Origin of the sequence: Trueperella sp. LYQ143 (genome assembly GCF_046599595.1) — a bacterium.
Classification (GTDB): Bacteria; Actinomycetota; Actinomycetes; order Actinomycetales; family Actinomycetaceae; genus Trueperella.
This window is the reverse complement of the sequence record NZ_JBKIWR010000001.1, coordinates 131,376-152,624: the sequence shown is the minus strand read 5'-3', so window position 1 is coordinate 152,624 and position 21,249 is coordinate 131,376. Positions and strand designations below refer to the sequence as shown.

Annotated in this window: 19 protein-coding genes and 1 tRNA gene; 8 read left to right on the top strand and 12 right to left on the bottom strand. The window is 53.4% G+C overall.

Annotation, left to right across the window (positions count from 1 at the left end):
• Positions 1-198 precede the first annotated feature (198 nt).
• Positions 199-1,539, bottom strand: a complete 1,341-nt coding sequence (gene nhaA, locus ACLHIL_RS00545) for a Na+/H+ antiporter NhaA (RefSeq protein WP_411295910.1) — start codon at positions 1,537-1,539, stop codon at positions 199-201.
• 198 nt (positions 1,540-1,737) lie between these two features.
• Here nhaA and ACLHIL_RS00540 point away from each other — a divergent pair.
• Positions 1,738-1,810: transfer RNA gene (locus ACLHIL_RS00540), tRNA-Leu, on the top strand.
• 304 nt (positions 1,811-2,114) lie between these two features.
• On the opposite strand, the gene ACLHIL_RS00535 is transcribed toward ACLHIL_RS00540, so the two are convergent.
• Positions 2,115-2,441 carry a lipoprotein LpqH gene (locus ACLHIL_RS00535; protein WP_411295909.1) on the bottom strand — a complete coding sequence of 109 codons (327 nt, stop codon included), beginning with the start codon at positions 2,439-2,441 and terminating at the stop codon, positions 2,115-2,117.
• Positions 2,442-2,460: 19 nt separating this feature from the next.
• On the opposite strand from ACLHIL_RS00535, the gene ACLHIL_RS00530 reads away from it, so the two are divergent.
• Positions 2,461-2,697, top strand: a complete 237-nt coding sequence (locus ACLHIL_RS00530) for a hypothetical protein (protein WP_411295908.1) — start codon at positions 2,461-2,463, stop codon at positions 2,695-2,697.
• A 123-nt stretch (positions 2,698-2,820) separates the two neighbouring features.
• Here the strand turns inward: ACLHIL_RS00530 and ACLHIL_RS00525 are convergent, their stop codons facing one another.
• Positions 2,821-3,615, bottom strand: a complete 795-nt coding sequence (locus ACLHIL_RS00525) for an ABC transporter permease subunit (protein WP_411295907.1) — start codon at positions 3,613-3,615, stop codon at positions 2,821-2,823.
• Positions 3,616-3,625: 10 nt separating this feature from the next.
• Complete coding sequence (locus ACLHIL_RS00520; RefSeq protein ID WP_411295906.1) at positions 3,626-4,738, bottom strand: ABC transporter ATP-binding protein; 1,113 nt, start codon at positions 4,736-4,738, stop codon at positions 3,626-3,628.
• Positions 4,739-4,982: 244 nt separating this feature from the next.
• On the opposite strand from ACLHIL_RS00520, the gene ACLHIL_RS00515 reads away from it, so the two are divergent.
• Positions 4,983-5,846, top strand: a complete 864-nt coding sequence (locus tag ACLHIL_RS00515) for a Bax inhibitor-1/YccA family protein (protein ID WP_411295905.1) — start codon at positions 4,983-4,985, stop codon at positions 5,844-5,846.
• Between the two features lie 304 nt (positions 5,847-6,150).
• Here ACLHIL_RS00515 and ACLHIL_RS00510 read toward each other — a convergent pair whose 3' ends face one another.
• The 3 genes from ACLHIL_RS00510 to greA all read right to left on the bottom strand — a co-directional run bounded on the left by ACLHIL_RS00510 (position 6,151) and on the right by greA (position 8,830).
• A complete protein-coding gene (locus ACLHIL_RS00510; protein WP_411295904.1) occupies positions 6,151-6,594 on the bottom strand; it encodes an FKBP-type peptidyl-prolyl cis-trans isomerase in 444 nt (147 codons plus the stop codon).
• Between the two features lie 839 nt (positions 6,595-7,433).
• Entirely contained in the window at positions 7,434-8,354 is a 921-nt protein-coding gene (msrA, locus tag ACLHIL_RS00505) for a peptide-methionine (S)-S-oxide reductase MsrA (RefSeq protein ID WP_411295903.1), read from the bottom strand.
• A complete protein-coding gene (gene greA / locus ACLHIL_RS00500) occupies positions 8,354-8,830 on the bottom strand; it encodes a transcription elongation factor GreA (RefSeq protein WP_411295902.1) in 477 nt (158 codons plus the stop codon). The genes msrA and greA overlap by 1 nt, the downstream gene beginning before the upstream one ends.
• A gap of 254 nt (positions 8,831-9,084) precedes the next feature.
• Here greA and mca point away from each other — a divergent pair, with 254 nt between their 5' ends.
• On the top strand, positions 9,085-9,960 hold the full coding sequence (gene mca / locus ACLHIL_RS00495) for a mycothiol conjugate amidase Mca (protein WP_411295901.1): 876 nt from the start codon (positions 9,085-9,087) through the stop codon (positions 9,958-9,960).
• Between the two features lie 340 nt (positions 9,961-10,300).
• Here mca and ACLHIL_RS00490 read toward each other — a convergent pair whose 3' ends face one another.
• Positions 10,301-11,293, bottom strand: a complete 993-nt coding sequence (locus ACLHIL_RS00490; RefSeq protein WP_411295900.1) for a PPK2 family polyphosphate kinase — start codon at positions 11,291-11,293, stop codon at positions 10,301-10,303.
• Positions 11,294-11,812: 519 nt separating this feature from the next.
• Complete coding sequence (gene trhA / locus ACLHIL_RS00485; protein WP_411296003.1) at positions 11,813-12,523, bottom strand: PAQR family membrane homeostasis protein TrhA; 711 nt, start codon at positions 12,521-12,523, stop codon at positions 11,813-11,815.
• Positions 12,524-12,542: 19 nt separating this feature from the next.
• Between trhA and ACLHIL_RS00480 the strand changes: the two genes are divergently transcribed.
• Both ACLHIL_RS00480 and ACLHIL_RS00475 read left to right on the top strand, forming a co-directional pair.
• Positions 12,543-12,710, top strand: a complete 168-nt coding sequence (locus tag ACLHIL_RS00480) for a hypothetical protein (protein ID WP_411295899.1) — start codon at positions 12,543-12,545, stop codon at positions 12,708-12,710.
• Between the two features lie 100 nt (positions 12,711-12,810).
• Positions 12,811-13,572 carry an isoprenyl transferase gene (locus ACLHIL_RS00475; RefSeq protein WP_411295898.1) on the top strand — a complete coding sequence of 254 codons (762 nt, stop codon included), beginning with the start codon at positions 12,811-12,813 and terminating at the stop codon, positions 13,570-13,572.
• Between the two features lie 118 nt (positions 13,573-13,690).
• Here ACLHIL_RS00475 and ACLHIL_RS00470 read toward each other — a convergent pair whose 3' ends face one another.
• The 3 genes from ACLHIL_RS00470 to xseA are packed head-to-tail and all read right to left on the bottom strand — an operon-like array spanning position 13,691 to position 16,331.
• Positions 13,691-14,647 carry a carbohydrate kinase family protein gene (locus ACLHIL_RS00470; RefSeq protein WP_411295897.1) on the bottom strand — a complete coding sequence of 319 codons (957 nt, stop codon included), beginning with the start codon at positions 14,645-14,647 and terminating at the stop codon, positions 13,691-13,693.
• Positions 14,644-15,069 carry an exodeoxyribonuclease VII small subunit gene (locus ACLHIL_RS00465; protein ID WP_411295896.1) on the bottom strand — a complete coding sequence of 142 codons (426 nt, stop codon included), beginning with the start codon at positions 15,067-15,069 and terminating at the stop codon, positions 14,644-14,646. Before ACLHIL_RS00465 ends, ACLHIL_RS00470 begins: the two co-directional genes overlap by 4 nt.
• A complete protein-coding gene (xseA, locus tag ACLHIL_RS00460; RefSeq protein WP_411295895.1) occupies positions 15,066-16,331 on the bottom strand; it encodes an exodeoxyribonuclease VII large subunit in 1,266 nt (421 codons plus the stop codon). Before xseA ends, ACLHIL_RS00465 begins: the two co-directional genes overlap by 4 nt.
• 600 nt (positions 16,332-16,931) lie before the next feature.
• Here xseA and ACLHIL_RS00455 point away from each other — a divergent pair.
• Together ACLHIL_RS00455 and ACLHIL_RS00450 are read left to right on the top strand one after the other, a co-directional pair.
• On the top strand, positions 16,932-18,056 hold the full coding sequence (locus tag ACLHIL_RS00455; RefSeq protein WP_411296002.1) for a 4-hydroxy-3-methylbut-2-enyl diphosphate reductase: 1,125 nt from the start codon (positions 16,932-16,934) through the stop codon (positions 18,054-18,056).
• A 332-nt stretch (positions 18,057-18,388) separates the two neighbouring features.
• Entirely contained in the window at positions 18,389-20,953 is a 2,565-nt protein-coding gene (locus ACLHIL_RS00450) for a family 43 glycosylhydrolase (RefSeq protein ID WP_411295894.1), read from the top strand.
• The last annotated feature ends 296 nt before the right edge of the window (positions 20,954-21,249 follow it).

Genomic DNA, 21,249 nt, shown 5'->3' with positions numbered 1-21,249 from the left:
AACGTGTGCCAAAACGGTAATACTGTGTTGCTTTGGCAGATTCACATAGGAAGCGGTAACCACGTTGATCTGCTACCTGGATTGCAGCAGGTAGCTACGGCAAACCTAGCTCCTCAGTTTCTGGCGTCAGTTTATGCATTGGGAACGCAACAGGTTATACCCGCCGGCATATAGGCAGGTAGCGCCAATCCTGAACCGTTAGCGATCGTAGTGCCCTGGCCCAACTTCTGGTCTGCCACCAGGTACTTCACCCCACGTCTCGTCAATATCGTCATTCGAGGCAATGACGCCGTGTTCTAGAACATCACGACGATGAGCGAGCTCCTCCTCGCTAGGCTTCGCGTCGTGGCTCATATGCCATTGGGCTCGCCAGCGCAACAAGAAAGCGCCAATGAACAGGGAAATCGCTGTTCCTAACAGGACGGCTACTCGGGCATGCGGGCCAGCGGGATTGTTCGCATCGAAGGATAATGTGGCGATCAAGAGCGAGACGGTAAAGCCGATACCGGCAATCATTGACACCGCCAAAATATCTCGCAGATAAAGCCCTTTTCCTAACCGGAGCTTAAAGACGTAAACCATGATCGCAACTCCGAGAGAAATTCCCAGCGTCTTGCCGACTGGCAACCCGAGGTAAATACCCATTGCGGAAGAATCGCGAAGCATTGCGCCGACGCCGCCGGAGTCAATGACATTCACGCCAGCCGCAAAGAAAGCGAAAATCGGCAGAATGAAACCGGCAGAGTAGAACTCAAGATGCTCAGTGAGTCGCTCGGTAAGGGGGAGCTTTTCTGAGGTGCGCTGGATGGTGGGGATCGTCATTCCAAGCGCAACGCCAGCGATAGTGGCATGGATTCCTGAGGCATGCATGAAATACCAGGCGATGATTCCTAGGGGCCACAGCACATACCAGCGTAAGATACGCTTCTGGGCACACAGCCCAAAGACTGCGATCGTAAGGAAAGCCAGAGCAAGGTAGCCAAAATTCAGGTTTGATGAGAAGAAAATGGCAATGATGAGAATGCCGAGGAGGTCATCCACGACGGCAAGCGTCATCAAGAATGTGCGTAAAGCGATAGGCAATCCGCGGCCAAATAATCCTAGGACGCCTAATGCGAATGCAATATCGGTTGCTACTGGAACAGCCCATCCGTGCCAATTCGCGCTTTCCCCGTGGAAAAACTGGGTGATGACGTATACCCCCATCGGACCGGCCATACCGCATGCGGCAGCCAGAATAGGGACTAAGGCTTGCCGAATATCGCGTAGAGAGCCAATAACGAATTCCTGTTTAAGCTCCATGCCGATGATGAAGAAGAATAACGCCAGAAGGAAATCAGAAGCCCAGTGTGAGACGCTCAGGTGAAGATGTAAGGCTTGCGGGCCGATATGGGCTTCAGAGATCGTGGCATATAGCTCGCGCACTTCAGAGTTGGGGAAATTTGCCCACAACAAGGCGAGAACAGCTCCGAGGATAAGGACGACACCTGCGAATGTTTCGTTCTTTAGTGCCTTGTGATAGCGGCGAGTGATTCTCATGCTGTTCCAATCCCTTTCGCGTTTCTGCTTGCCCGATTGGATTCATCGTTTCTACCTGCCATATTAATCGAACTACGCAAGCTGCGCCGAGTCAGTTTTTGATCTGGGGCTTTGGCGGGTACTCTTAGACATGGACGTTGTCGTGTGGACCTGCACGAACTGCGTTTGTGTGCTGAGCGAGAACATCGCGTGCGGCACGCCCCCATAGCCCAACGGCAGAGGCAGTCGACTTAAAATCGATCCAGTCTGGGTTCGAATCCCAGTGGGGGCACCGAAAGTGATCCCCGTGAATCTGGGGTGTGCCGGGCACATCGTATTGATCTTATGTATGGCGCGCAGGTGTCATGTGTGCGTGCTTTCCTATCGAATTTGTTCGCTGGCTATGAGGAGCTGTTCGATGAGCGCATTCGGTTTTGTGCGCAATACCAATCTTTCTTTGCCAGGATTAGCGCGTATGCTCGCCTATCGGGCTCAGGTATCGGCCTGTAATTGTGCCAGATAGGCGAGCATACGCTGCCTGTTGTATCAGTTGATGTTGTATTGTGTGCAGCCAGGTTTACCTGCGAATTAGCGAGTTATGGGCAGGTGACCTGTAGTTCAACAGAGACGTTACTCCCTTGGGGTGTGCTGGCATCGTGTTGGGTCATTGTGCCAGATATGGTGTAGCTTTTGCCGTTTTGTTGGGCTGTTATTGTGCCATTCGGATTTCCGTTGTTCCAATGCAAAGAGTTGTTCTCGTGATCGGATAGATCAAGTGCTAAAACATGGAGTTGGCTATCAATAACAGCGACATAGGGATTCGCGTTTGGGCGTTCGATCAGAATTTTCGTCTTGTGTGGGCCTTCGCTTATGCAGCGGAGGGTGTATTGCCCTGGATCTCTGCGCTGACCATCTATGCTCAATACGAAGTTTTCCGTAGCTGTGGAACTATTTGCAGGTGAGGTTTCTGCTGGTGTGCTGCCGTTCGTATTAGCGCTATCATCGGTTTCTGGCGTGTGGGTTGCGGTATCGTTCGCGCTGGCGGCAGGTGAGTTAGTTGACGTTGCAGGTGACGTAGTGCCAGATGGCGTTGATTGTGAGCATCCGGCAAATGTTGCCACGAGGGCGGTCATTGCGATTATCGCCATGCGTCGAGTCATATTCCATCCTCTCTTGTAACAATATGCGCCGCCGGATTATCCAGCGGCGCATATCGCTTTACCCTACCAGGTTTGGCGTTAACCCCGAGAGGAAATGCGCTAGGAGCGCATACTCTCCATATTCATCACATGTCTATCGGTCTTAAACGTCACTCTTCTTAAAGCGTAGGAAACCAATAGCGCACATGACGACGGTGTAGCCAAAGAATATGAGAAGTGCCATCCAACGTTCAGAAAGTAGCGGGGTTCCAGTAAACGTGCTTACGCGGGAGAACCCGGTGATCGCATACGTTCCGAGGGCGGGAATCGTGAGATCTGCGAGGACCTCATGGCAAAATCTCAGCGGAATTACGCTAATCAAATCGCTTAGAGAAAACACCGCAAGCATGAGGAAGGTTGTTCCCACGGTTGAGCGCAATAGGTACCCGAGCCCTAGAGTGAATAAGGCAAGGAGAATGAGGTAGATCGTTGCGTATGCATACGGTGTAATCCCGTCAATCGCAAAATCAAACTGTTCGTTCTTAGCGGCGAAAATAGCGGTAGCAGCGCATAACGTCGGAATAATTGTTATGAGGGATACGACAACTGTGACGAGAGCTTTGCTGCAAAACAGCCTGAGGCGTCGCGAATCACTCAAAACGGTTTGCCGCATCGTGTTTTGCGAATACTCTGAGGTGACGAGCAAGCTCCCGATAACAATGAGAACCATTGCAATGATTGAGTAACCGCCGAGGACATGCTCCCCACTGATGGTGCTGGTGTATTCGCCCTGACGGCTCATAAATGAGCCAAAAACATAGAGCGCAAAAGCGATGATGATGGAGTTACGCACTGCCGGGATTTTCGCTTTTTCCAGCTCTGCTTTGACTACCCGAGCAAAAGTCGGATGATAAGTCGATCCAGGTAAGGAGACGCTGTTGTGAACCATTGATGTCATGAGAAGCTCCTTACTGTTGGGATCCGTCGCGCGGAATCGGTGGGCTGAAATGTTGTGGCATGGTGGGGGTGTTGGTAGCCGGTGGCATACCCCCAGGAGGTGGATAGCTACCAGGTGGTGGATAACTGCCCTGCGGCGGATTGTGATACCCAGCCGCTAAGCCGGCCCCTGCACCGGGAGCACCAGCAAAGGGGGCGCCAACAGATCCGGACGCATATTCCACCTGATCGCCGGTGAGCTCCATAAATACATCCTCAAGGGAGGAATGTATCGCTGTTAGCTCGTGAATCTCGATGTTGTTGCTGAACATGAGATGGCCAATAGCTCCGCGATCATTACCAGGAATCTCAAAAGCGCCGGTGGGATAGTCGTTTGAGGATGGCAGTTCGCGAATATCGAAGTTCGCCTCTCGTAATACCCGACGAATAAGCTCGGCATCGGGGCCGGCGAGGCGAATCGTGGAATGTTGAGAAGAAGCAGTGAACTGGGAAATTGGACCATTGGCGATAAGGCGGCCACGACCAATAATGACCAGATCATCTGCCGTCTGTGCCATCTCGGACATCAAATGCGAAGAAACAAGAATCGTGCGCCCTTCAGCCGCTAGGTTGCGCATGAGCTGACGGATCCAGCGTACGCCGTCGGGATCGAGGCCGTTAACTGGCTCATCAAAGATGAGTACTCTCGGATCGCCTAGCAAGGCGCTGGCAATCCCAACTCGTTGTGACATGCCGAGGGAGAAACCGCGGAGCTTCTTACGGGCTACCGATTCAAGACCAGTCATTGCAATGACTTCTTGGACCCGTGACATAGGGAAACCGTGCGTGGCAGCGATAATCTTCAGGTGACTGTAGGGTGTGCGGCTCATGTGGAAGGCTTTACCATCCAAGAGGGCACCGACAGTCGTTAGTGGTGACGTCAAGTTACAATATTCTACTCCGCCGACCAAGACGCGACCTTTTGTTGGTTGATCCAGCCCGACGATACACCGCATCGTCGTTGATTTGCCCGAACCATTAGGACCAAGGAAGCCAGTTACTGCGCCCGGGCGAAGGGTAAAGGATAAATCGTCTACCGCCCGCGTCTTGCCGTAATCCTTAGTCAGGTGTTCAACGGTAATCATTGATACCTCCTTCAGTGATGGATGTATTCAGTCTATCGGGCGCTAACATCGGGTAAATGCGCGTCTGGGGTTAACTCCCGCTGGTCAGAGTCCTCCTGTGGGTGGATATTGTCTGTAATGGTGACGTGGGGAATTATCCTGTCATCGAACAATGAGGCGCGAGTATGGACAGCGACCATCCCGCCATTAGAATAGAAAGCAGGATGGTCGCAAACCCGTGACCAAGAATGTACAGGAGATGCTCGTGAGCAACCCGATTACGACTCGTAACCCATATTTCGCGACGCCGCAGCAGCGTCCGAACAACTATGGGGAGCAGCAGCGTGTTCAGTATGAGACTGGGTACGCCGAGCAATATGCTCCCTCAACGTATTTTGAGCAGCAGGCACCGCGCACAGATATGTTTGCTCAGGCTGATCCGTCTCGGATGACGTACACCGATGCAATGAACAAGGTGGCCATCCTGTTGGGGACGGCCCTGCTATGTGGCGTGGCGACGGTGATTTTGCTACCCGCTCAGTTATGGTATCCAGCCGCGTCTGTGACGGTCATCGCTGCGGTTGTCGTTGGTCTGATCTTGGCCTTCCAGCGTATGGTTAGCCCCGTTCTTGCCATGATGTATGCCGTGCTAGAGGGCGTGGCTCTCGGCGCTATTACTGGTGCGTTAAATCAAATCATCCCCGGTATTGCTCTGCAAGCAATCCTCGCAACGGCAATCATTGTGGGTGTTACCCTGGCCTTGCATTATTCAGGGACGATTCGCACGACGACGAAGGGTCGCAAGATGGTCCTCGTTATCGGCATGGGATACTTCTTCTTCTGCATTGCGAATATGCTACTTTCGGCTTTCGGCGTCTTTAAGAATCAGGCATGGGGCGTTCGTAGCTACGAGATCATGGGGATGCCGCTTGGCGTTGTCATCGGCGCAGCAATGATTCTTGTTGCCGCTTACATGCTGATCGCTGACTTCGAAGATGTCAATATTGCGATTGCTAATGGTGCGCCTAAGAAGTTCTCCTGGACGTGCGGTATCGCCATCGTAATGACGATTATCTGGATTTATGTTGAGGTTCTGCGGATCATCGCGATCCTGAATTCACGGAACTAGCCTTAGGGCTCTTCGGCTGTGAAGAGTCAAGGTAGATCGCTTATATGTAATGGTTTGGGTGGGTCAGCTCCGTGCTGACCCACCCAAACCATTAGTGTGTACTATCAGAATTCCTATTTCAGCTCGCGTTAGCCGTGCGCCACGGAGAGACTTTTGGCGCGAGATTGGCATGAACTGCGAGAGAAATCGTCGGTTATTCAAGAGAACAATTGGTTATCCAAGAAAGCAATCGGTTATCCAAGACAGAAAAGAGCCTTAGATAGCCGACGATTTCTCTCGGATAACTGCGTGCGGCGGCAAGGAATTAATTATCGTGAAGTGAGTTGAAATCGAAAGCGGATTTTGCCAGCCCCTTGATGTCGACGACAAAGACCAATATATCTTCGCCGGTAATTCCAGCGCGCGGATTGCCTGCTTTTCCATAGCCCTTAAATGGTGGAACTGAGATCAGCAGACGAGAACCAACCTGCTTGCCGACAATTGCTTCATCCCAGCCCTCAATGACCATGCCAACCCCGATAGGGAAGATCGACGGGGTATCGCGGTAGTAGGAGGAGTCGAAAATCTCGCCATTCCAAATCTGACCGTGATAGTCCACCTCAATCTCGTCACCGGCGCGAACTACTGGCCCATCGCCTTCAATAAGCACCTGCACGCGCAAGCCGCGAGGTGGTTCGCAATCTTGTGGGAAAGTCAGTTCTGGCAGTTCGCCAAAGTTTCCGGCTACGCTTGGCATTTTGACGTCCATATTTACCCTTTCATACGTGTGGCATTTTAAGTGTAGCGGGCGTCGTTCCAGGTAGGGGTATTGGACTAGCTGGTATGGCGTCGGATCAATCACCAGCGGCTAGCCGCCAGGATAGCTGGGAGATACGGTACGGCGAGCGGTAAATGTACATCGTCGTGCTCAAAGATAGCAGAGGGCTAATCTAATCAGCCAACGCGAAAAAAGTAGTCTTATATGCACGAGTCTTTTATACGGGAACAGCCTCTGACAGGGCGATCGCCAGTAACGCAGCTACCTTATAGCCCAGTTGCGTTATGTAGTCTGTTTGCCAGCAGTTCAGCTACCTATGGCTCAGTTGTCTTACAGTTCCCTCCGGCAGCAAGGGCATTATTGTGCTGTGGGGTAAATGGCGTGAAAAGAAGATACGTAAGACCGGAGGAAAGACGCAGCGAAAATACTGTTAACGCAGGGTGATGCTGTGGTGTCACATCCGAATAGCGATACGGTGGTGTCATATCCGAGTGCCGATCCGTACCCGCCACTCATATCGCGCAGATTTTTGCCATCAAACTCGGTATCCGAAATGATTGCCGTCATATCTCTGACAGCACACCCTGCAAGTAACACGCGGATACTAACGAGCGCGCACCACCCTGCTCAGCCGCAGAGGAGAAAAAGAAAAGAGGAGAAAGGGATCAAGGCAAACGAAAGACATGCATGGATTAATGAGGCATGGGAAAGCCCTACGGTTTAGCCTGCTATTGGCGAGCTTCTCGCTGGCGCGGCGATCTCTTAGATAGTTTCCTGCTGCCTAAGTTTCCCGCTAGCTAACCATCTATCAGATACCCCAATTACTAAGCTCATGGTCGGTTAGTTCCCGGCATGGGGCACGCTAATCCCGTTCGAACATGGCAGCGATAGCCATGCGGCACTTTGAATAAATACTGTTGATGGCTATCCTCAGCCGGATAAAAGCCGCTGGTTTGTTCCGCCGGAACGATATCCGTGACGATCGGCGTATGCCCGGCAGTACGCAACACCACGTCATACTGATCGCGACTCCACCGTGCCATCTCTGCTTGCCGCGTCGTCGTCGGAAAAATAGCCGAACGGTATTGGGTGCCGACGTCATTGCCCTGGCGGTTAAGTGAGGTGGGATCGTGGCACTCCCAAAAAGTGCGGAGAATATGCGCAAGCACATCAGGATCACGGTGGCGATAAACCACCCGCACAGTTTCTGCGTGCCCGGTCATGCCACTACATACTTCGGAATACGTCGGATTAGATGTAACCCCGCCCATGAAACCGACGCAGGTATTCTCCACGCCGGCTAACTGCCACATGATTTCTTCAAGCCCCCAATAGCAGCCGGCAGCGAGAAAAATCTCGGCCTGATCGGCGGAGATCGGATCAAGCAACGGGCAGGCAAAGATAGCGTGCAAACCAAGCGATCGCGCAATGGGCGAGGTGCGACCAACTGCCACGGGATCCATAAAATGATCCGTCCTCGGCATGTCATCGGGGAGCTCACTCAACGGCTGATCCTTTGCGTGCGGCATCTGAGCGTCATCAGCGGGCTGACGGGGAATCGGAGTATCGCCAGAGCTGGGATTAGCACCCCGCAATTGAGAGGGGTGGGAGCGAGAAACAACGCTCTGCTGCTGGGGGAGGGAAGATTGCGGATGAATCCCTTGATCTTGCGCAAGAGCCGACGGCTGACCGGTTATAGATAGCCGATCAGCGTCATCAGCCCGAGAGAAGAAATCTGGGATTCCTGCCATTACTGCAAAGGCTCGATATTGGTGATCTCCACCGTGAACTCTTTGCCGTTAGGGGCAACATAAGACGTCGTATCGCCCACTTTCTTCCCCATGATTGCTGCACCTAAGGGGGCATTTTCTGGATAGACGTCAACATCAACCCAGTCGTTCGATTCTCGCGATCCCAATAGGAAACGCTTTTCCTTGCCGTTAACCGACGCAGTAATCACCAGACCAGGAGCAACTACATCCGTCTCAGTGGGAGCCTGACCAACCTCGGCATTTTCTAGTAAGTAAGTTAGTTCCTGGATCCGCCCCTCAATCTTCGACTGCTCCTCGCGGGCAGCGTGGTAGCCGCCATTCTCCCGCAAGTCGCCTTCCGCTCGCGCAGCAGCGATACGCTCAGTGATTTCTTGCCGGCGTGTCGTCTTTAACTCGTGTAGTTCCTGGGAAAGCCGATCGTATGATTCCTGCGAAAGCCACGTCGCCTCAGCCATGATCTCATCTCCTTGAATTTCGGCCGTGAGTGTGAGTGCAAGCTTATCTTATCCTGCTCGCATGCCTAGTGCCGTGAGGGTATCACCGACACGAGGACATAGCCAACTGTGATCCCCAAGTTTTGCCCACAGCGGTCTAACTGGGTCGTACAGACACGATACGCTAAGCCTCCTATAATCGGGGACAAGAACCATGCAGGCAAACGAATCTCAGGTTCCCTGCCCTCGTCGTGCGTTATGCAAGGAGGCTCACTATGGTTAACGAACGTCGGCTTATGGCAATTCATGCTCATCCGGATGATGAATCATCAAAAGGCGCGGGCATGATGGCGAAATACGCAACTGCAGGTCGAGTACGTGTGGTGACGTGTACTGGAGGAGAACGCGGAGACGTGCTCAACCCGCATTTACGTGACGATCCACAGATTGCAGAAAACTTACCTCAGATCCGCCGGATGGAAATGGCACATGCGGCACGCGCTTTAGGTATTGAGCACGTATGGTTAGGTTTCGTCGATTCCGGGCTGCCCGAAGGTGATCCGCTACCAGAACTTCCGGCTGGATGTTTTGCCCTTACCCCGATTCATGAGGTCGTGCAGGCACTTGTTCGGGAGATTCGCGCGTTCCGCCCCCAGGTTGTAACCACCTACAACGAATACGGCGGATACCCACATCCGGATCACATTCGAGTACATACCGCTTCAATGATGGCGATTGCGGCAGCACACGATCCACATGCATATCCAGAATGTGGCGATCCGTGGCTCGTATCAAAGGTCTATTACGATTTATCCTTCACCTACGTTCGATATATGGCGTTACACAACGCGCTATGTGCCTCGGGGCACGAGAGCCCCTACGCTGACTGGCTCGCCCAGCGCGAGGGCAGCGACGGTGAGGCATGTGCTCGGATCTATGTCGCAGACTTTTTTGCCCAGCGCGACGCCGCCTTGCATGCGCATGCGACACAAATTGATCCGGAGGGCTTCTTCTTTGCCGTCCCGCGCGATCTGGAAGCGCAAGTGTGGCCCTGGGAAGACTTCTGCTTAGCATGGAGCACAGTTGGGCGGGCGGAGGCCCAAGAACGTGATCTCTTTGAACGGATTCCAGGTGTAAAACTTCTTATGTAAGCAGGCGGCAGGTAAATGGGCGCGGCGCTGTTGCGTAACTAATGACGGCGAGTAAGCCAGATTGCTGCGCAACTAAGCGTCGGATAGCCGAGAATGCTGGGCGTATGGCGAGTGCGGCGGGAGGCGGCGCGATGAGAAATTTTATCGCGCCGCCTCCCGCGAGCTATCGCAGCCCAGCTTGCACACTTCAAGCGTGAGTCAGCCGCATGGGACGCAGCCAGCCTATTTTCCTGACTCAATGAGGCGTAGCCGGTCTATTCTCCGGCGTTAGGAACCATCCGTCAGTGGCTGGGATGCGCGGCGCTTGAAGCGCCTTTGCTAGCATTCAGTTCAGCTCAGTTTAGTTCGCCTCTGTATCTGGATCGTCAGCTTTTTCTTCCTCATTCCCGTTTGGGGTAGCACGACTAGATTTTTCAGCCAAAGCGCGGGCTTTCTTCAACAGTTTCTTCGCCGCGCGCGAGGGCTTAGGGAGAGTCTCCGTCAATCGGCGAATTTGCACATCCAAATGCCAACGGGGCACCGGCCAATTCTGCTGATAGGCTTCCAGGGCTTCAATAATGAGCTCGGTGACAGCCAATCGGGCATACCACTTCTTATCCGCAGGGATAATAAACCACGGAGCATATGGCGTATTGGTACGCTCAAACATGATCTGATACGCCTCCTGATAGGCGTCCCACTTTTTACGGGTATCAATATCTCCCGAGCTGTACTTCCACCACTTATCTTTTCGGGCAAGACGTTCAGCAAGCCGCAGACCTTGCTCATGATGAGAAATCATCAACCCCACTTTAATGAGCGTAAACCCGTCATCAATAAGTGACTGCTCCCAGGCGTTGATCTCCTCGTAGCGCTTTTCGATCTCTTCCGCGGGCGCTAGCTTATCCACCCGACCGATAAGGACGTCCTCATAATGCGAGCGGTCAAAGTATCCAATCTTTCCAGCCGGTGGCAGCTTGCGGGTAATACGCCACAAGAAATGATGGGACAGCTCTTCTTCGGTTGGTTTACCAAAATTAGCAATATGTACGCCCTGCGGGTCAACCAGCCCAAGAACATGCCGGGCAAGACCGCCTTTGCCTGCGGTATCCAGACCCTGGACGATGACGAGAAGTTTGCGCGTATCCCCACTGCGAGCCTGCGCAAAGAAACGTTCCTGGAGAGCGTCAAGCACCTGACCCCGAGCAGCAAGCACTTTTTTGCTGGAGGACTTCGATCCCGAAAAACCTGGGGTGCTTGCCCGATCAAACGTCGATAGATCGAATCCTGCTGGCATGCGCAGGGCTTCACTGGCAGGGGTATTCCATGAGCCGGTACGTTTACGTGATGACATAATCATCTCCTTTGACGGTCAGTTAATGCCCCTTAATCTACTCCCTCGAATGTGAAGCGGAAAGAGGGATCGCAATATCAGAAAATGCCGATGTGAATACGGTAGGTAAGTGGGCGCTTTCGTGGAATACCTTGTGCGTGTAGGTAATGAGGTCCGACGGTAGATACCCCTGTTCGGTGCTGAGAGAGAAATATGTAAGATCGTTATCTGGTAGCGCAGGCAGTGTGGCATCAGATGGCGGGCTATCAGATAGTTGGGTGTGTAGATAGTGGGCTATCGAAGTGCGGGCTTTAACGTCTGTTCTCCTATAACTCGAGAAAATACATGTGAATATATGTGCAGGGCACATAACGAAAGCAGATGCATCCACCAGCTATATGCCTGGCGTTTTGCGCTAATGAGAGCTTTTATGTGGCATAAAGGCACAAATACGTATGCTGGCCACTACAAAAGGCTAGAACATTGCGAGAACGGAACACCCGCGCAGCAATACCGCCACCGGCACCGCTTATCGTATTCCTAATGAAAAATGGCCAGCCATACGGCAATCGAATGGCAGATATACCCCACGACGGTGCCCACATGGAAAAACTCGTGAAACCCAAAATGAGCCGGCCAAGGATTCGGCCACCGCATCGCATAAAACACCGCGCCAACCGTATATGCCACCCCGCCACACAACAGCAAAACCAAGATGGCCACCCCGCCGCTGTGAAGAAAATCTGGAAGGAAGAAAACAGCGACCCACCCTAAAAGAATATAGAGCGCAACGAGAAACCAACGCGGAGCATGAAGATGGAATACATGAATGAGCGTCCCGGTGATCGCCCCAGCCCACACGATCGTCAACACTAAAACTGCACGTCGGGCCTCAAGCAGAGAAATAGACATCGGGGTATATGTGCCAGCGATAAGAAGGAAAATATTGGCATGGTCAATTCGCTGCAATACAGCGCTGACGGAATCATTCCAGTTCCCCCGATGATAAACCCCCGAGTTACCAAAAAGGAGCACTGCTGAAATAGCAAAGACGAGGCAGCCGAGGCGAGTAGGGATCGTTGGCGCGAGAACCACGAGAGTAATACCATTGGCCAGCGCCAGCGGCGCAATTAACGCATGAATCCAGCCACGTGCGCTCGGTTTGGGCAACGCGGCATAAAACGCTTTCCGCTCTGCTCGGGTTGCCGGTGGGTGTGCCGGCGCAGTATCTTGCGTGGAGCCTTTTTCCATCACGCGGGTAGCTCTACCTGTGAGCGTGGGAGTAGCCGCATCGGGCATGACCTTGGGCGGAGTTGAAGTATGCCGAGGAGAGTCGGCGGATGAAAACGAAGAAGGTGTGCTGTCCATGATCCTTGATCCATCACGTCGGTTTGAACTGGGAACGTTGTATTTCACTGTAGTGTGTTTTATCTGCTGAGCACAGTGCGGTCTTACTCGGTAGACTATTTTCGTGGAGGGCTGATTTTGTTGACGGTTGCCAGCCGCAGAGCAGCTCGATAGCCGGCAAGGGAGCATGGATGAAAGTTCCTGAGTTTCTGTACTCAATATACGAACGCAGACTAGCGCGGGAGATTGCCCGTCCGAATATTCCAACACATGTTGGCATCATTTTGGACGGAAATCGCCGCTGGGCAAAAGCTCTCGGATCATCGGCTGCGACGGGTCATCGTCGCGGTGCAGACCATATCAGCGAGGTATTGGGCTGGTGCGAAGAAGCCGGAATCCAGATCGTCACCCTATGGATGCTGTCAACAGATAACCTCAAACGCAGTAACGCCGAATTGACTGAACTCATCGGCATTATCTGTGACGCGGTTGAGAATCTGGCGGCCAGCCAGCGCTGGAAAATCCGCATGATTGGCGATCTGACGCTAGTTGATTCCCAGGCGGCGCAACGATTACAAGCATCACAACAGGAAACATCCCAGATTGAGGGCATGACGGTCAACGTCGCGGTGGGATACGGCGGGCGGCAAGAAATCACGAACGCCGTGCGAAGCTACCTTGCAGAATGTGCACAACGCGGGGCCAGCCTAGAGGACGTCGCCCGCGAAGTAACGATCGCCGATATTACTGACCACATGTACACCAAAGGGCAGCCTGATCCAGATTTGATTATCCGTACCTCTGGTGAGCAGCGTATGAGCGGATTCATGCTATGGCAGACGGTACATACGGAACTGTACTTTTGTGAGGCGTACTGGCCAGAGTTCCGGCGAACTGACCTCTTGCGGGCTTTGCGAGATTACGCAGCGCGAGAGCGCCGTATGGGAAAGTAGCTGAACAGCCTGAACGGTACAGCGCAGACGTACTCCCGCACTATGCTTGGCCGTCAGGGGTACGCCTGGCAACTGGCAGAAATAAGGATCCCACTGCAGAAAATGCTGGCAGGTAACATTAGATCGTGAAGTAGCGCCCCAGCTCGATTAGCTCGTCGCGAGTAGGGGGATTAGCTCCGGCTCGCGATACCGTGATCCCCGCAGCGGCCACCGCATAGGTCGCTACTGAAGTTAACGTCTTTGCGGAGATTGAGCTGAGAGCATGCCCGTCGGTCCCTAATACACTCACCCGTGCTAACCCGTCAATTAAAGCTGCCATAAGGGCGTCACCTGCGCCCACGCAATCGACAACCGTTACCGAGGCAGCGGGAACACTTATGGAATGAGTGCCAGTGTATATGCGCATTCCATCAGCGCCAGTAGTGATAGCGACGAGCTTGACGCCAGCATTAAGGAATCGGGCGGCAGCCTCGTCCGGATCAATGGGATGACCGGCGAGTTCTGCTAAATCCGCAGCGGAGGCTTTAACCACATCGAGATACGGCACAAGACGAGCAATATCATCAATCACAGCTTGGGCTGAGCGGAGAATGGAAAGCCGCACATTCGGATCATAGGAAATCGTGGAATATGGGTGGAGAAGTTCAATCCACCGCCGGACGGTATCCGCGCCAGGGTGCAGGTGAGCGCCGATGGATCCAATATGGACGTGCTGCGGAGGGGCTGCAAGGAGCTCGGCAATCTCTTCAGCGCTCGTCGGTGGCTCTCGGTAAGCACAGTGGACATCGAAACGATATGTTGGCGCGCCATAGTCGTCAATTGTCGCTAATGCGATGGAGGTTGGTTCAACGACGATGGAATCAGGGAGCAGATGTACACCGGCGTTGTCTAGGTAGCGCCGAATTGTTAGCCCGTCAGCGTCATCCCCTATTCGAGTGAGCAGGTGGGCGTTGCGGCCGAGCCGTGCCAGACCGACGGCAACATTCATCGGAGATCCACCAGGATGGCGAGTCGTTGTTCCGTCTGCTCGTTTAACGACGTCGATCAGGGATTCGCCGATGACCAGGCAACTCATGACAGCCCCTCACCCTGACTCTCAGGTGTGGCGAAGTTGTGAGGATGATTCGACGCCGAGGATTGCGTTGGGGTCTTAGATGGTGAATCTGGTGCGTGCCCATTTGAGATTGGGGAGGTATTGCCATTGCCAGAGGATTCCGCTGAATGATCCGAGGTATCGAGGGCGCCAGCGGAGGTTATCCGAGCGCGATCTTGGGCGGCTTGTAAGCGTTGGCGGGCGCTATCGAGCCAGGCTTCACAGCGGCGTGCAAGGGCTTCTCCGCGTTCCCATTGGGCGATGGCCTCATCCAGCGATAAATTCCCTTGGTCAAGAATGGCGACGATACCCGCTAGCTGCGAGCGCGCCTCCTCGTAGCTCAATGCGGCTACTTCGGCATCGAGCTCGTCCGGCGTGCGAATGGCAGATTGTGGAGTGCTCATAGGCGTTCCTTTCGATCCGCAGGGGTGATCCGGTCGATAGTGATATCGAAAGACCCGTCAGCCAACGTGGCGTGGGCGACCATGCCGACGTTAGCGTCGCGCACGCGAGAGAGAACTCCGTGCGGGGTACGTAATACAGCGTACCCTCTTTGCAAAGTAGCCAGCGGAGAAAGCGCGCGCAAATGCGCAATATCTGAAGCCAGTGAGGTGCGTTGCTCGGCGGTGAAGCGGTTAATAAGCTCAGTGAGCCACTGACGCTGGTAGCGTAAATCTTCACCGCGCATATCGACCAGGCGAGTTGGCTGCGAGAATGCCGGATGTGAGCGCAAAAGCTGGACGTCGTGTGCGGCCGTTGCCAGGCGGTTCGTAATAGCGGAACGTCCACGCTGGAGGGCAGCAGCGAGCTGTTCTTTTTCTTCGCTCATATTTGGGACGACGTTTTTTGCCGCGTCGGTCGGGGTTGACGCACGGAAATCTGCAACCAGGTCTAGCAGTGGGCAATCTCCTTCATGGCCAATTGCAGAGACGACGGGAATCGGTACGGCACTGACTGCGCGCAGGAGCCGCTCGTCAGAGAATGGGAAGAGATCTTCGACGGAGCCGCCGCCACGGGCAAAGATGATGACGTCAACCTCGGCTTGTTGGGCGAGAGTGTCTAATGCTCCGAGCATCTGGTCAACGGCAGTGGGACCTTGAACGACAACTTCGCGAATATCGAAACGTGCGGCAGGCCAGCGACGGACGACGTTTTCCACGACATCTTCTTTTGCTTTGGTGTTTCGACCGCAAATTAAGCCGATTGTGCGTGGAAGAAAGGGCAGTGGGCGTTTGCGGGAGGCATGGAAGAGCCCTTCGGCGGCGAGTTGGGCGCGCAGTGCTTCGATGCGAGCCAGGAGATCGCCGGTGCCGACCGGGCGGATGTCGAATGCTTGGAGGGTGAATTCCCCTTTTCCGTCCCAAAAATCAGGTTTGACGCCGAGAACGACTCGCATTCCTTCGTGTAGTCCGGCAGGGATTGCAGTCGTCCAGATCTTCACCTGCATACTGCGGTTATCAGATGGATCTTGTAGCCGGAAGAATTGCACTTTCGCCCCAGGGCGCATGGTGAATTGGGTGATTTCCCCCTCTACCCAGAGTCGGGAAATGTGCGCAATATATTCTTTCATCTTCACAGCGAGCAGCCCTAGTGGCCAGGGGTGTTCGGGCGTGGTGAGATCAGTGCGCTGTGGAAGATGTGGCGGAATAGTGACTGGAGTCGTCATTCTTTAAGAATACGCCATTTGTGGGTGCGCCAAACAGATAGCGGCTTATCGAGATGGCAGTGCGCATTGGTGCGCTGCGATGGCAGTGGATCCGCGCTTTAGGATAAGAGCGCGTGCTGTATGCGGCGGGTAGTTTTTCTGCGATGTGTGGTAGCAAAATGCAATTTGGATAGCGGAGCAAAAATAGAAGGGGTGGGCGTCCCCGTTTAGCTTTTAGTGAAGGTGTACTGGTGAGAAGGTAGTGGTAGCACGTGAGGAATAGTGGGAGCGTGAGCATTGGAAAGTACTGCTTAGGCGGGGGCGGGCGGAGAAAGGAAATAGCGGGCGCATAATCAGGCTGTCAGGTGCAGATAGCTGAAAATGTGAGTCGCTTGGATATGCGCGGCCATGAGCGTCGGAAGTCTATTTCCTATGAAACAGGTGTAGCTGTGGATAGCTCACGGTGTGGAACCTGGCTAGGGGTATCATCGACGTTGACGCTGTGGGTGCGTAGGCTATGTCGGTAAATAGCTATGTGCTGTTGGGCAGGAATTGTTATTGTGGCTAGGAATATGTGAGGAGATGACGTCGATGGATAAAACTGCTGAGCAGGTAACTCCGATGAGCTTAGCTGGCGCTTCGGCATTTCCGCAGGATATTCCGTCGTCCCCTGCGAGGGATGGCAAGCGTATTCTCGTGGCGACTCCACGCGGATACTGTGCTGGAGTGGATAGAGCTGTTGACGCGGTGGAAAAGGCCTTAGAGCTTTATGGGGCACCGATTTATGTGCGTAAAGAGATCGTGCATAACAAATTTGTGGTCGAAACCCTCTCGCGTCGTGGGGCAATTTTTGTTGATGATACCGATGAAGTGCCGGAGGGTGAGCGCGTCGTTTTTTCCGCTCATGGGGTTTCCCCGCAGGTGCATGAACGGGCTGACGCTCGTTCCTTGCTGACAATCGATGCGACCTGCCCATTGGTGACGAAGGTGCATAAACAGGCCATTCGTTTCGCGCACGATGATTACGATATTCTGCTGATCGGTCATGCTGGGCACGAAGAAGTGGAGGGGACGTACGGAGAAGCTCCGGCTCATATTCAGATCGTTAATGGCCCGCAAGACGTCCCGAATATCCAGGTTCGCGATCCACGTCGGGTGGCATGGATTTCGCAGACGACTTTATCGGTAGATGAAACGCTGGAGATCGTCACATTGTTGCGGGAGCGATTCCCAGAATTAATTGATCCGCCTTCGGATAACATCTGTTATGCCACGCAGAATCGTCAAGGGGCCGTGAAAAAGATGGCGCCGGAATCTGATGTGGTTATTACCGTCGGTTCGGCAAATTCCTCGAATTCAATGCGGCTCGTTGAGGTGGCCTTGGAAGCAGGCGCGAAAGCGGCATATCGGGTGGATAAGGCTGAGGAGTTGCGCGAGGAGTGGTTCAGTCAGGCGCAGACGGTAGGGGTGACTTCAGGGGCGTCCGTCCCGGAGATTTTGGTTCGCGATGTGGTGGATTGGTTGAAGGTCTTAGGTTATACCGAGGTTATTCCGGTGACGACGGTCCAGGAAGACGTCCAGTTCTCTTTGCCGAAGAATCTGCGGGCAGACTTAAAAGCGATTGGTGTTGAGCCAGATCGCCCACATAAGGTGCGAGCGCGAGAGCAGCGCCCACAGACTTCTAATGCGCGCCGGACGGAGAATATCGTAGGGCATAACCGATCAGAGACGACCGCGTCTGAGTAGAGCACTATGCAGGGCTATGCTCGTTTTGCGTATCTTCCTTATCTAATTACTTTCGCGGAACTGCCGATTTTTACTTGGCTATTTTGTTGCAGAAATTGCCTTTAGTGTTGGTGCGGGCATTGAAGATCGTTCTTCTTTCTCTCATGCTGCCAGCAGTTATGTGATAGCGTTGCGGGTAACGCCCTGTTTTACGCATGTTTATATATGTGCGCACGCATTCATCGGGGAATGTGAACGTTAAAACACGGCGGCGTAGCGCACTGTTGCACACCACTAAATAGTGGAAAATTACTGCTCTCGTGTGCAAAGTTGCGCGGAAGAGGAGAATAAAAATGAGAACAAATCAGAGCGGTCATGCCGCTCGATGGAGTCGAATAATATCGGGGATTGCTAGCGGGGCACTGTTGGGCGTCGCATTAGTTGGAATCGGTGGGCACAACGCGGTGGCGGCCGATGCGACGGATCTCGTCACGAATGGTGGTTTTGAAAAAGGTCTTGACGGCTGGAAATCAGGAAAGTTTTTCCAAGAATCGGCGTCAACCATTGAGATTGTCAGCGATGACGTACATTCGGGCTCTGCGGCCGTCAAAGTGAGTAACCGGAAGGCAACTGACGCAGGTATCGTCCAGTCGCTTGCTGGAAAGTTTGTCAAAGGTGAGGAATACACGGCGACGATGTGGATTAAATCCACAGAAGACGCCACCTTTAACATGACGGTATGTGCTGGTGATTTCTCTGGATGTGGCCAGTTGGCCTCCGCTGCGGTGAGCGCGGGCACATGGACGAAGATTACCGGCAGTGCTGCCTTGCAGGTTAACGATGAGAAGCCGTCGCTTGTTATTGAGACGGTGTACAACTCAGGCAAGACGGCGGATTTCCTAGTTGATGACGTCTCTATTATGGGTACTCCGCCGCAGCCTGTGGTGCGTCCCGTTGGAAAGGCGCAAGCTGCCAAACAGATTGGGAAATCTAATCCCATTGTCGACTACTGGTATGGTGCCGATCCCTGGGCGATGGAATACAACGGGCGAGTGTATGTTTATACGACGGGTGACGCCACCAAGATTAATCCTGATGGTTCCTTGACCTATGACTATGAGTACGACGCTAAAGGGAATATCAAAGATAATTCTTTCGCAGATGTTAAGACCATCAATGTGTTATCCACCGATGACATGGTGAATTGGCGCAATGAAGGGTATATCCGTGTGGCGGGTCCGCAAGGGGTTGCGCCGTGGGCAAATAATTCTTGGGCGCCTGCCGTAGCACACAAGACGATCAATGGTGCGGAAAAGTTCTTCCTGTATTTTGCTAATGGCGGCTCGGGTGTCGGGGTGTTGACTTCGGATAGTCCGGTTGGACCGTGGTCTGATCCAAAGGGAGAGCTGCTTATTAAGTGGGGAACGCAAGCGTCAGAGGGCGTGGTTTGGCTCTTTGATCCGGCGGTTCTCGTTGATGATGACGGGACGGGTTACCTCTATTATGGTGGCGGCGTGCCGGAGGGGAAGAAAGAGCATCCGAATACGGCTCGCGTCATCAAACTGGGTGAGGACATGATTTCCACGGTGGGTGAGGCCCAGCCTATTGATTCTCCGGCAATGTTTGAAGATTCGGGTATCGCAAAAATTGGGGATACCTACTACTACACGTATTGCACGAATTTCAGTCATGAAAAGACGATTGACTCTCATGATATTGGTTATGGAACGATTGGGTATATGACCTCGAAGAGCCCGATGGGTCCGTTCACCTATCAGGGAGAGATTATGCAAAACCCTGCCAAATATTTCGGGGTGGGTGGTAATAATCATCATGCGATGGTCAAGCTCGGTGATTCATGGTACATGGCCTACCATGCGCAGACGGTTGCGAAAGCCTTAACTGACGGGGGAAATCTTGATAAACCGCGAGGCTACCGCAATACTCATCTGGACCCAATCACTATTAATGCTGACGGTACGATCGCCGATATTGTCATGACGTATGACGGCTTGCCGCAGGTGAAGAATATGGATCCGTATGTTGATGGCGGTATTCCGGCTTCGACGATTGCTTGGGATTCTGGTATCCGTGACGTTTACCAGCTCAGTTCCGGGGTTCGCGTCGTTGATATTACTCCCGATAACAGCAAGGGGCAGAAGCTCACGAATATCAATAACGGTGAGTGGACGGCTTTATCTCAGGTTGATTTTGGTCAGCCAGGAGCGGCTCAAATAACTATTTCGGCGGCTGGTAAGGCTGGCGGTAAGGTTGAGGTCCGGTTAGATTCCTTGGATTCCGCGCCGGTGGCAACGGTGAATATTCCAGCCGGTGACGGTTCGACGCCGGCGGATTATCACGCGCCAATGACGGCAACTGGGGTGCATAATGTGTTCTTCAGTTTTGTGGGTGGTGCGGAGCGTGCTGCGGCGCCGGAGGCAGCAGAGCTATTTGACCTGTATTCTTATCGCTTCGCTAAAGGTGCCGCTGTAGATACGACGCAACTTCAGGCTGAGGTGGATAAGTCGCAGACGCTAAACAGCGCAGATTACACGGAGGGCTCGTGGAAGCAGTATATGGCTGCAATTGACGCGGCTCGTGATGTTTTGCGGCGGGCAGCAGAGAATAATGCAACCCAGGCGGATGTGGATGCGGCGCTCGCAGCAGTTCGAGCTGTTGTGTTAGAGCCAAAGCCTGCTGATCCAGGGGATAAGCCAGTGGTTCAACCGGATAAGCCAGGGGGAACGCCGACGCATCCGGGTACTCCGACGCCGCAACCAGAGGGCACAGTTATTGCCTCAAGCCATTCTGGTGCTTCGCTCAGTCATACCGGAGCGGCAGTTTCGGTAATAGGGCTGGTTGCTGTTGCTTTGCTGATGGGTGGCGTCTGTATGACGGTAGCGCGTCGCCGTTTTTAATAGGCGGATAGCTGGATCGTTGGATGTTGAGATAACAGAGGTTATGATTCTCCGGCGGTAACAACAAGGAATCCGGTGGGGTGTGGGCAGGAATAAATTATGTGCCCCACCCCACCGCCTCATATTTGGGCATGCATCTTGCTTTAGTGAAGTCCGGTTATGCGCTTTGTGGATTGGTATTCGGGCAGGCGTCGGGGCATGATTCGCGTTCTGTGAGGAGTGCCAGTGACGCATTGAGGAAATAACTGCGCAGCTCAAAATGAGAATCTCTCTGGATTCAGTGTTTAGCTATGTCA